Origin of the sequence: Micromonospora sp. WMMD712 (genome assembly GCF_029581295.1) — a bacterium.
GTDB classification, from domain to species: Bacteria; Actinomycetota; Actinomycetes; order Mycobacteriales; family Micromonosporaceae; genus Micromonospora; species Micromonospora carbonacea.
Genome location: NZ_CP120743.1, coordinates 6,573,394 through 6,585,184, shown reverse-complemented (window position 1 = coordinate 6,585,184; position 11,791 = coordinate 6,573,394). Strand labels below are relative to the sequence as shown.

The 11,791-nt window shown below is 75.4% G+C and carries 6 protein-coding genes and 1 pseudogene; 2 read left to right on the top strand and 5 right to left on the bottom strand.

The genetic code is table 11. The features are described from left to right. Nucleotides 1-67 precede the first annotated feature (67 nt). From O7633_RS28485 to pcaF, 4 genes are all read right to left on the bottom strand, one after another. Nucleotides 68-568 (bottom strand): DUF456 domain-containing protein, encoded by a 501-nt coding sequence (locus O7633_RS28485; RefSeq protein WP_282324593.1) that lies wholly within the window; start codon nt 566-568, stop codon nt 68-70. Further along, nucleotides 565-2,745: an EAL domain-containing protein gene (locus O7633_RS28480; protein WP_282328673.1), complete on the bottom strand. Its 2,181-nt coding sequence runs from the start codon at nt 2,743-2,745 to the stop codon at nt 565-567. Before O7633_RS28480 ends, O7633_RS28485 begins: the two co-directional genes overlap by 4 nt. Before the next feature lie 210 nt (nt 2,746-2,955). Beyond that, a complete protein-coding gene (locus O7633_RS28475) occupies nt 2,956-3,768 on the bottom strand; it encodes an SAM-dependent methyltransferase (protein ID WP_282324592.1) in 813 nt (270 codons plus the stop codon). A 181-nt stretch (nt 3,769-3,949) separates the two neighbouring features. After that, on the bottom strand, nt 3,950-5,155 hold the full coding sequence (gene pcaF / locus O7633_RS28470) for a 3-oxoadipyl-CoA thiolase (protein ID WP_282324591.1): 1,206 nt from the start codon (nt 5,153-5,155) through the stop codon (nt 3,950-3,952). 425 nt (nt 5,156-5,580) lie between these two features. Between pcaF and O7633_RS28465 the strand changes: the two are divergent. Together O7633_RS28465 and O7633_RS28460 are read left to right on the top strand one after the other, a co-directional pair. Beyond that, nucleotides 5,581-6,864, top strand: a pseudogene (locus tag O7633_RS28465) (dicarboxylate/amino acid:cation symporter); the annotation flags it as partial. Between the two features lie 162 nt (nt 6,865-7,026). Further along, nucleotides 7,027-8,094 (top strand): NADH:flavin oxidoreductase/NADH oxidase, encoded by a 1,068-nt coding sequence (locus O7633_RS28460; protein WP_282324590.1) that lies wholly within the window; start codon nt 7,027-7,029, stop codon nt 8,092-8,094. Between the two features lie 78 nt (nt 8,095-8,172). On the opposite strand, the gene O7633_RS28455 is transcribed toward O7633_RS28460, so the two are convergent. Next, nucleotides 8,173-11,697, bottom strand: coding sequence for an ATP-binding cassette domain-containing protein (locus O7633_RS28455; RefSeq protein WP_282324589.1), 3,525 nt, complete (start codon nt 11,695-11,697; stop codon nt 8,173-8,175). Nucleotides 11,698-11,791: the final 94 nt, after the last annotated feature.

The following is an 11,791-nucleotide window of genomic DNA, read 5'->3' as shown; positions in this document are numbered from 1 at the left end:
GGGGCGTTCACCTCTCTCTCACACGTGGCGCACCGCCCCGCGCCGCCGCACCGGCCACACCGGACGCTCAGGCGAAGATCAGCCCGCCCACCCAGAGCACGGCGATCACCAGCCCGGCGAGGAACTCCACCAGCATCGACAGCCCGGCGGCCTTGAGCGCGTGCACCGTCGACGGCCAGGCGAGCTGGTTGCTGCCCAGCCGCAGCCGCTCGGCTCCCCAGATCCCGCCGACGAACCCGACGACCAGGCCGACGACCGGGATCACGAAGAAGCCGACCAGCCCCAGCACCCCGCCGGCCAGCAGCGACGACGTCGGCACGCCCGCGTTCTTCAGGTTGCGCCCCGGCCACAGGTACTTGACGACGGCCCCGCCGACGGCGACGACCGTGGCGGCGGCCAGCACCAGCCAGCGGCCGGCCCCGGCGGTGCCGAAGACCGCCCAGACCAGCACGCCGCCCCAGCACAGCGGCAGCGCGGGCAGGCCCGGCACGATCACCCCGGCGAGCCCGGCCAGGATGGCCAGCGCGGCCACGATCGACACCACCGCCTGCGAGTCGGTGAGACTCATGGTGCACCCTCCGCATCGTCGCGCAGCCGGGCGGTGATCTCGGCCGCCGGCACGGGCGGGCCGAACCAGCGCCCCTGCCCGGTGTCGCAGCGCAGCGACCGTAGCCGCTCCGCCTGCGCCTCCGTCTCCACCGCCTCGGCGGTCACCCACAGTTCCAGCGCGTGCGCCAGCCGCACCAGCGCGTCGACGATCCGCTCGTCCCGGTGGTCGTCAGAGGAGACGGAGGAGGGGACGGAGGAGGCGTCGCCGGGCCGGATGCCCTCCACGAACGGCCCCGCCAGCTTGAGGCAGTGGATGGGCATCCGCCGCAGGTACGCCAGGTTCGAGTATCCGGTGCCGAAGTCGTCGATCGCCAGCCGTACGCCCAGGTCGGCGAGCTGGTGCAGCGCGCGCAGCGGCTCACCGGCGGTGCCCATCACGGCGCTCTCGGTCAGTTCGAGCTGGAGCAGCGCGGCCGGGAGGCCGGTGCGGCCCAGCGCGCCCGCCACCGTCTCGACGATGGCCGGGTCGTTGGCCTGCCGGGCCGCCAGGTTGACGCTGACGATCAGTTTCGCCTCGGGGAACTCGCGACGCCACGCCTCGGCGTCGCGGCACGCCTGCCCCAGCACCCATTCGCCGAGGCGGACGATGAGCCCGGTCTCCTCGGCCAGCCCGATGAACTGGTCCGGCCCGACCAGGCCCAGCTCCGGGTGCTGCCAGCGGACCAGCGCCTCCACGGCCACCATCGACGAGTCGAGCAGCGACACGATCGGCTGGTAGTGGACCACGAACTCGCCGCGGTCCAGCGCGGCGGGCAGGCCGGCGACCAGCGCGGAGCGGGCGATGTCGCGGGCGCTGCGTTCGGGGTCGTAGACGGCCCACCGGCCCCGGCCCTCGGCCTTCGCCCAGTACAGGGTGGTGTCGGCGGCCTTCATCAGCTCCGACGGGCTGGTCTCCCCCGCCGGGCACTCGACGATGCCGATGCTGGCGGAGACGGCCAGCTGCTGGTCGCCGACGTGCACGGGGGCGGAGACGGCGGCGAGGGCCATCTCGGCGACGCCCACCGCGTCGTCGATGTCCTCGCCGCCGTCGACGAGGATGACGAACTCGTCGCCGCCCATCCGGGCGACGAGGTGCCCGTGCCCGGCGACGCACTCGGCCAGCCGCCGGGCGATCACCACCAGCAGCCGGTCGCCGAGGTCGTGCCCGAGGCTGTCGTTGACCGCCTTGAAACCGTCGAGGTCGAGGAAGCAGACCCCGATCCGGTGGTCCGGGCCCGCGTCGGCGAGGACCTGGCCGAGGGTCTCGAAGAACAGCGTACGGTTGGGCAGGCCGGTGAGCGGGTCGTGCAGCGCCTGGAAGCGCAGCCGCTGTTGCAGCTCGTACCGCTCGGTGATGTCCTCGATCATCGCCACGGTGAAGCGTGGCCGGCCGTCGTCGTGCCGGATCAGCGAGACGGCCAGGTCCGTCCAGACGATGCTGCCGTCCTTGCGGTAGTAGCGCTTCTCCACCCGGGCCGAGTCGTGCTTGCCCTCGATGAGCGCCTGGTAGAGCTCCCACATGCCGGCGGCGTCGTCGGGGTGGAACAACGATGCCACGTTCGTGCGGCGCATCTCGTCGACGCTGTAGCCGAGCATGTCGGCGAACGCCTGGTTCACCTCGATGATCTGCCCGTCGACGCCGGCGATGCCGATGCCGATGGCCGCACCGACGAAGACGGCCCGGAACCGCGCCTCGCTGTCGCGCAGCGCCTGCTCGACGAGGTCCCGCGCCTGCCAGGCGCTGCGGGCGATGCGTTCCTGCTGGGTGAAGGTGCGGTCGCGCAGCGCCCGGGCGAACCCGGCGGCGAGCCCGCCCTGGAGCGCGGCGACCCGCTGGGCGGTGCCGGGGCGGCCCGCCCTCTCGGGCAGCACCTGGGCGACGAACCGGTCCCCGAGCGCCGCGACCGACCAGTCGAGCAGGCCCGGCTCGGCCAGGTGCGCCTCGACCAGCGCCCGGCCGACGCTCTCGGCCGGCCGGGCGGTGAACGCCTCGGCCAGCAGCGCCCCGGCCAGGTGCTCGGTGTGGCCGAGGAGCAGCCGCTCGGTCTCGGCGGCGCTGAACGGCACGAAGCCGAGCCGGCGGGCCGCGCGGGCCCACGCGGCGGCGTACGACTGGGCGCCGGCCCGGCTGAAGCCCGCACCGCCGGTCGCCGGCACGGCGGTGCTGGTGTCGCCGGTTGCCGCCACGGTGGTGGTGTCGCGGGCTGTCGCGTCGTCGCCGGGTGCCGGCGCGGCTGTCGCGTCATCGCCGGGTTCCGGCCTGGCTGTCGCGTCGTCGCCGGGTTCCGGCGCGGCTGTCGCGTCATCGCCGGGTTCCGGCCTGGCTGTCGCGTCGTCGCCGGGTTCCGGCACGGCTGTCACGTCGGCCTAGCCGGCGGGCTGGTCGTACCGGGCGACGCCGCCGAACGCGCCGAACCGCTCGGGGTGGGCGTCCACGTCGGACGGCGAGTCGGGACGCCAGAGCGGCATGTGCACCACGCCCGGCTCCAGGATCGTCCAGTCGCCGAAGAAGCCGGTGATCTCGGCGCGGGAGCGCAGCGTGATCTCGGTGGCGGTACGCGCCGACAGCCGCTGGGCGTCCAGCATCTCCTGCGGCTGGTCCTCGAAGGTGGAGTGCGACACGACGAGGAAGCTACCCGGGGCGGCGGCCGCCCGCAGGGTGGCGAGGACGTCGGCCGGACGGTCGGCGTCCGGGACGAAGTGGACCACCCCGGCGAGCAGGATGCCGACCGGGCGGTCGAGGTCGAGCAGGCCCATGGCCCGGCTCGCGGCGAGGATCGCCTCGGGCTGCCGCAGGTCGGCGTGGATCACCCCGGTCAGGTCGTTGCCGGCCAGCAGCTCCCGGCTGTGCGCCACGGCCACCGGGTCGATGTCGACGTACACCACCCGGGCCTTCGGGTTCGCGGCCTGCGCTACCTCGTGGACGTTGCCGACGGTGGGAATTCCCGAGCCGATGTCGAGGAACTGGTCGATGCCGGCGTCGAGCAGCGCCCGGACCGCCCGGCGCAGGAACTCCCGGCCCGCCCGCATGGTGGCGGCCAGGTTCGGCGTCATGCTGGCGATCTGCTCGGCCAACTGCCGGTCGATCTCGAAGTTGTGCGCGCCGCCGAGGAAGTAGTCGTAGACCCGGGCCGCGCTCGGTCGACTCAGGTCGATCTCGGTGGGAAGTGCGTCCGCCATCCTGTGTCGCTCCCGCCAGTGGTCGCCGCGGCACGGGCCGTGCCGGTCGTCGGAACACGGCACGGGGACGCCGGGCACGCCGACCGGCAGACCCGCGGGTCTGTGGTGTTCCACACTCTAAGCCGCAGGTTCCACCATCCGCGAGGTCTGTTTCCCGACCGGGACGTGGCCGGGCGGCCGGTCAGCCGGCTGACTCCAGCATCAGCGCGATGCCCTGTCCCACCCCGACGCACATGGTCGCCAGCGCCCGTCGGGCGTCGCGGCGGCGCAGCTCCAGGGCGGCGGTCAGGGCCAGCCGGGCGCCGCTGGCCCCCAGCGGGTGGCCCAGGGCGATCGCCCCGCCGTTGGGGTTGACGTGCTCGGCGTCCTCGGGCAGGCCCCACTCGCGCAGCACCGCCACCGACTGCGCGGCGAACGCCTCGTTCAGCTCGATCACGTCGACGGCGTCGAGGCCGACGCCGAGCCGGTCGAGCAGCTTGCGGGTCGCCGGGACCGGCCCGATCCCCATGATCCTCGGCGGCACGCCGGCCGCCGCCGCCCCGGTGACGCGGGCCAGCGGGGTCAGACCGTAGCGGGCCACCGCCGCCTCGCCGGCCACCAGCAGCGCCACCGCGCCGTCGTTGACCCCGGAGGAGTTGCCGGCGGTCACCGTGCCGCCCTCGCGGAACGGGGTGGGCAGCGCGGCGAGCTTCGGAAGCGTCGTCTCCCGGGGATGCTCGTCGACGTCGACCAGCTTCGTCTCGCGCCGGCCCGCCGGCACCGTCACCGGCACGATCTCCTCGGCGAACCGGCCGTCGGCCTGCGCCTTCGCGGCCCGCTGCTGCGACCGGTACGCGAACGCGTCCTGCGCGGCGCGGTCCACGCCGAATTCGGCGGCCACGTTCTCCGCCGTCTCCGGCATCGAGTCGATGCCCCAGCCCCGCTCCATCAGCGGGTTGACCAGTCGCCAGCCGATCGTGGTGTCGTAGACCTCGGCGGCGCGGGAGAACGCGGTGGTGGCCTTCGGCATGACGAACGGCGCGCGGCTCATGCTCTCCACGCCGCCGGCCACGACCAGCTCCGCCTCGCCGGCCACGACCTGCCGGGCGGCGGTGGCCAGGGCGTCCAGGCCGGAGCCGCAGAGCCGGTTGACGGTGCTGCCGGGCACCTCGCCGGGCAGCCCGGCCAGCAGCGCCGCCATCCGGGCGACGTTGCGGTTGTCCTCGCCCGCCTGGTTGGCGCAGCCGAGGACCACGTCGTCGACACGGGCCCAGTCCACCGACGGGTGGCGGGCCACCAGTTCCCGGATCACGTGCGCGGCGAGGTCGTCGGGGCGCACCCCGGCGAGTGCGCCGGCGTACCGGCCGATCGGGGTGCGGACACCGGCCACGAGGTATGCCACGGTCATCGACGTAGTCCTTCGGGGTGGGAAGGCCGACATTGCGGGCCCGCCGGGTCGCGGCGGGGCGGCCCCAGGATATCCGCGGGGGCAGCCGCCCGGCGCGGCCCGCCCGCCCGGGGCAAGGAAGGGCCCCTTGTTAACGCATTCTGTTGTACAGGGGGCCCTTCCTAACGTCCTACCGCAGGGCCCGCGGCGCGCGGTCCTCGCATCGACGGGCGACTGTGTAAGGAGCCTCACGCGGAGTGATCCTTCCACCCGGCGGGTGGCGGGCGTATCGTCGGCTGGCGATGACCAACGTCTGGGACCTCACCGTCCGCCTGTACGTCGACCTCCGACGGCAGGCCAGCGGCGTCTGTCCGGCGCGGCCCGTCTCCTCCTGACGCCCGCCCGACCGCCGATCTCTCCGCTTGGACGTTCCCATGGCTTCCGCCCTGCGCAAGTTTCCCTTCTCCCTCCAGATCCTGCTCGGCCTCGTGCTCGGCGTGGCGCTGGGCTTCGTCGCCCGCGCCAACGACCTGAGCTGGCTGGCCGGCACCCTCGACACCGTCGGCGGCCTCTTCGTCCAACTGCTGAAGCTGGCCGTGCCGCCCCTGGTCTTCACCGCCATCGTGGTCAGCGTCGTCAGCCTGCGCGGCGTCGCCAACGCCGCCCGGCTGGCGCTGAAGACGCTGCTCTGGTTCGGCGCGACCGCGCTGATCGCGGTGAGCATCGGCATCGGCCTCGGCCTGCTCACCGACCCCGGCCGGGGCGTCACCCTCGACGTGGGCGCCGCCGCCCCGCCGAAGGCCACCGGCTCCTGGACCGACTTCCTCACCGGCATCGTGCCGACCAACCCCGTCGGCGCGTTCGTCGAGGGCAACGTGCTCCAGATCGTCTTCCTCGCCCTCGTGGTGGGCGCGGCGGCGCTGCTGGTCGGCGAGGCCGCCGAGCCGTTCGTGGCGCTCAACCGGTCGCTGCTGAGCATCGTGCAGAAGGCGCTGTGGTGGGTGATCCGGCTCGCCCCGGTCGGCACCCTCGGCCTCATCGGCAACGCCGTCGCCTCGTACGGCTGGGACCTGCTGGCCCCGCTCGCGAAGTTCACCACCGCCGTGTACGTCGGCTGCGCGATCGTGTTGTTCGTGGTCTACCCGCTGCTGCTGCTCGCCGCCGGCCGCCTCAACCCGCTGCGCTTCTTCGCCGGGGCGTGGCCGGCGATCGAGCTGGCATTCGTCTCCCGCTCCTCGGTCGGCACCATGCCGGTGACCCAGCGTTCCGTCGAGCGCCTCGGCGTCCCCCGCGAGTACGCCTCGTTCGCGGTGCCGTTCGGCGCGACCACGAAGATGGACGGCTGCGCCGCGATCTACCCGGCCCTCGCGGCGATCTTCGTCGCGCAGGTCTTCGGGGTGGAGCTGGGCGTCGGCGACTACCTGCTCATCGCGTTCGTGTCCGTGGTCGGCTCGGCGGCCACCGCCGGCCTGACGGGCGCGATCGTGATGCTCACCCTGACCCTGAGCACGCTGGGCCTGCCGCTGGCCGGCGCCGGCCTGCTGCTGGCCATCGACCCGATCCTGGACATGATCCGCACCGCCACCAACGTGGCCGGCCAGGCCGTCGTGCCGACCATCGTGGCCGCCCGGGAGGGCACGCTCGACCGGGCCGCCTACGACTCGGCCGGCCGCCGCGACCTCACCGACCCCGAGCCGGCCGACACCGACCGCCGCGACCCCGAGCCGGCCGACACCGACCGCCGCGACCCCGAGCCGGCCGACACCGACCGCCGCGAACCCGGCACGGGCGACACCGGCCGCGCCGGACCCGCGACGGGCGACGCCGGCCGGCCCGCCCGCGCCGGGGAGCCGGCTCCAGCCCCCGCCTGACAGCTCGGAGAGGATCACCGCATGAGCAGCCTGTTCACGCCCCTGGCGCTGCGCGCCGTCACCCTGCCCAACCGGGTCACCCTGGCCCCGATGTGCCAGTACAGCGCGGGCCCCGACGGCCTGCCGACCGACTGGCACCGCGTACACCTGGGTTCCCGCGCGGTGGGCGGCGCGGGCCTGGTGCTCACCGAGGCGACCGCCGTGGTGCCCGAGGGCCGGATCAGCCCGCAGGACGTCGGGCTCTGGTCCGACGCGCACGTCGACGCCTGGCGGCCGGTCACCGCGTTCGTCGCGGCGCAGGGCGCGGTGCCGGCGGTGCAGCTCGCGCACGCCGGGTTCAAGGCGTCGACGTACGGGCCGTGGGCGCCCCGGCGCGGCGGGGTGCCCGACGCCGACGGCGGCTGGACGCCGGTCGGCCCCGGCGCGGAGCCGTTCGTGCCGGACTACCGGGTGCCGACCGCGCTCGACGAGGCGGGGATCGCGGCGGTGGTGTCGGCGTTCGCCACCGCCGCCGGCCGCGCGGTGGACGCCGGCTTCGCCGCGGTGGAGATCCACGCCGCGCACGGGTACCTGCTGCACGAGTTCCTCTCGCCGCTGACCAACCACCGCGCCGACGGCTGGGGCGGGGACCGGGCGGGCCGGATGCGGCTGACCCTCCAGGTGGCCCGCGCGGTGCGCGCGACGGTCGGCGAGCGCGTGCCCGTGCTCACCCGGATCTCCGCCACCGACTGGACCGAGGGCGGCTGGACCATCGAGGACAGCGTGGTGCTCGCCGGGGAGCTGGCGGCGGCCGGCGTCGACCTGGTGGACGCCTCGTCCGGCGGCGCGGCCCCCCAGGCGACCATCCCGGTCGGCCCCGGCTACCAGGTGCCGCTCGCGGCCCGGATCCGCCGGGAGGCGGGCGTCCCGACCGGGGCGGTCGGCCTGATCGTCGAGCCGGAACAGGCCGAGCAGATCGTGGCCGGCGGGGAGGCCGACCTGGTGCTGCTGGGGCGGGAGCTGCTGCGCGACCCGTACTGGCCCCGCCGGGCGGCGGCGAAGCTCGGCGCGACGCCGGACTGGCCCGTCCAGTACGAGCGCGCCTTCTGACCCACCCGCCGGCTGCCCCCGGGCCGGCCCGGGGGCAGCCGGCGGACTCGATGCCGGCCGCAGGGTGGGCGCGGCGGGTCAGCCGGCCAGGTGGCCCCAGTCCCGCTCCAGGTCCCGCCAGGGGCCGTGGGCCGCGACGGTGCCGTCGACGAGCACCACCACCTGGTCGGCGCGGACCAGCGCCGCCCGCTTCGACGTCGAGCCCACCACCGTCACCCCGTGCCCGCGCAGCGCCGCCCACAGCTCCAGCTCCGTGGTGACGTCCAGCGCCGAGGACACGTCGTCGGCGACCAGCAGTTCCGTACGCGGGGCCAGCGCCCGGGCCAGCGCCAGCCGCTGGAGCTGCCCGCCGGACAGCCGGGTGCCCTTGTGCCCGACGAGCAGCCCGAGCCCGCCCCCGTCGCCACCGGCCGCCGCCAGGTCGTGTTCGAGCTGGGCCGTCGTCACCGCCGCCGCCGCGTCCACGTCGTGCCCGAGCGCCACGTTGTCGGCGACGGTGCCGGAGAGCACCCGGGGCAGCTGGCCGACGTAGCCGACCTGCTGGGGGCGCAGGAACACCTCCGGCTCGGTGACCGGCTCGCCGTTCCAGCGCAGGACGCCGGTGTGGTGCACGATCCCGGCGAGGGCGCGCAGCAGCGACGACTTGCCCGACCCGACCGGCCCGACGACGAGCACGAGCTGCCCGCGTTCGACGGTCAGGTCGACGTCGTGGACGGCGAGCGTCCCGTCGGTGTGCAGCGCGCCGAAGCCGACCAGCTCCAGCCGGCGCAGCGGACGCCGCGGCGGGGGCTGCGGCGCGGGCGCGGTCCCGGCGGTCAGGTCGACCCCGGGCACCGCCGCCGAGTACGCCCCGACCCCGGCCATCGCGACCGTCCGGCGCGTCCACACCCGGGCGGACGGCAGCTGGGACACCAGCGACGCCGTCGTCCACGCGAACCAGCGGGCCGCGCCGAGCGTGGAGACCGCGACCAGGGTCGCCCCGGCGGACAGCCCGCCGCCGAGGTAGAGCGCCCAGGCGCCGATCGGCAGCAGGCCGCTGGCCAGGGCGGGCGTCGACCGGGCCCAGACCTGCACGGAGATCTCCCGCCGCTGCCGCTCGCTGCGCGTGGTGTCGAGGTCGGCGAGGTGGCCCAGCACCGGCCGGGTCGCGCCGGCCAGCTTCACCGTGCGGGCCGCCGACAGCGACGACACCAGCGCGGTGGCGAACGCCGCCCGCGCCGCCACGGTGGCCCGCGCCGACCGTTCCAGGCGCGGCCCGAACAGCGTCGCCGCCAGCCCGGAGACGACCATCGTGCCGGCGAAGAACAGGGCCGGGACCCAGCTGCCGGAGACCAGCGTCATGGCCACCACGATGAGCACGGAGATGGCCTGGTCGAGCATGTTGTCGGCGAGGATCACCACCCGTTCGGTGTCGCCGCCCTGGGCGACCACCTCCGCCGGGGTGTGCCCGCCGACCCGGCGCGGGCCGGTCTGCCCGTGCACCAGCCGCAGGCTGATCCGCAGCATCTGCCGGGTCCACCAGTTGGGGAACATGGTGCTGGTGAAGTAGGGCACCGGCGTCGTCACCAGCAGCCCGGCGACGATCCCGACCGCCGGCCACCACGGGCCGCCCACCCCGTCGACCAGGTCGGCCCAGAGCCAGGGCAGCACCACGCCGTCGAGGCCGAGCAGGCCCCCGAACCCGAACAGCGCGATCGCCGCGAGACCGTACCGTGGGTTGTTGGTGGTGAGGCGGAGGATCTCCCGCATCGTGCGGGTGCGCGGGGCCGGCGGCAGCGGGGGCGGCTCGACCTTCACCCGCGCGGCCCCGACCGGCGCGGCGGCCCCGGCGGCGCCGGGCGCGTCCGACGGCGGCGGCGGATCGGTCAGTACGGCCGCGCCGCCGGCCCGCCCGCCGGCGCCACCACCGACCCCCGCCCCGGCGTACGCGGAGGCGTGGCTCACGGCCAGCAGCTCGGCGAACCGCTCCGAGGCGTGCAGCGGCCCCGCCTCGACGACCGCGCCGTCGGCCAGCACGACCACCTCGTCGCACCGGCGCACCGAGGAGAGCCGGTGGGCGATGACGATGCCGATCCGGCCGGCGAGCAGCCGGTCGGTGGCCCGCTGCACCAGCGTCTCCGTGACCGGGTCCAGCCGCGCGGTGGCCTCGTCGAGGATCACCACGTGCGGGTCGCGGACCAGGATCCGGGCGAACGCGACAAGCTGCTCCTGGCCGGCGGACAGCACGTGGCCGCCCTCGCCCAGCCGGGTGTCCAGGCCGTCGGGCAGCCCGGCGATCCAGGCGGTCAGCCCCAGCTCGTCGAGCGCCCGGGCGGCGTCGCTGAGCAGGTCGGGGTCGAACAGCGCGACGTTCTCGGCGACGGTGCCGGCCAGGATCTCGGTGCGCTGCGGCACCACGGCGATCCACCGGCGCAGCCGCTCGACGTCGAGGTCGAGCAGGTCGGTGCCGCCGAGCAGGACGGTGCCGCGCGGCAGGTCCACGGCCCGGGTCAGCACCTTGGCCAGGGTCGACTTGCCGGACCCGGTGCGGCCCACGAGGGCGTACGACCGGCCCCGGGCGAACGTCAGCGACACGTCGCGCAGCGCCGGCGGCCGGTCGTCGTCGGAGCCGCCGGTCGGGTAGCGGTAGGTGAGGTGGCGCACGACCAGGTCACCCTCGACGGGCTCCCGGCCGCCGGCCGGCTCCTGCGGGGCGTCCTGGAGCAGTTGCACCCGCCCCCAGGCACCGAGCGCGTACTGCAACTCGGGCACCATCCGGCTGACGTTCTCGACGGTCGCGCCGAACGCGAGGACGAGCAGCCACACGGCGGTCAGCCGGGCCGCGTCGATCCGGCCGGCGGCCAGCGCCCACGCCCCGCCGAGGACCACCCCGACGATGCCGACCCGGATGACGCCGGCGCCGGTCGCGGTCACCCAGGCCGACATCCGCCACACCAGGTTGCCCCGGGCCAGCACCGCCGCGGCGCGTTGGGCGTAGAGCCGCAGCACGTACGGCCGGGCGAGGCTGGTGCGCACGTCGTCCTGGCCGTGGACGGCCTCCTCCATCACGGCGGCGAGGTCGGTCCAGGCCTCCTCCTCGGCCATCCGGGCCGGGGCGATCCGCCGCGTCGGGCGGCGCAGGACGAGGGCGAGCAGCGTGGTCAGCGCGAACATGCTCACCCCGGCCGGCCACCAGACGAACAGGGCCACGACCATGGAGAGCAGGCCGGTGGCGCTCAGCTGGGCGATGCGTACGCCGTGCCCGCGCACCTCGGAGGCCACCTGGTAGACGTCGCCGTCGATGCGGTCGAGCAGCTCGCCGACCGGGGTGCCCTCCAGGGTGGGCAGGTCCTGCCCGAGCGCCACCCGGCACAGCCGCCGCCGCACGTCGGCCGACCAGTCGGCGGTGACACCGGCCATCACGAGCCCGATGGTGAGGTCGGTCACGACGGCCGCGCACAGCGCCACGGCCAGGACCGCGAACAGGAGGCCCGAGCGGTGCACCAGCACCGGGCCGGCGAGCGCCGCGGCGGCGGCCTGGCCGGCGGCCCCGAGCACGATCAGGGTCGCCACCAGCGTCATCCGGCGGGCCGAGGTGGCCCACAGGTCACGGAAAAGGCGCATGTCGGTCCCTCCGGACACTCGGCTGGCGGTGTTCCCACCCTCCGTGATCCGACCGACGCCTTCAACGCATTTACCGCCCGCGCCACCCGCCCGG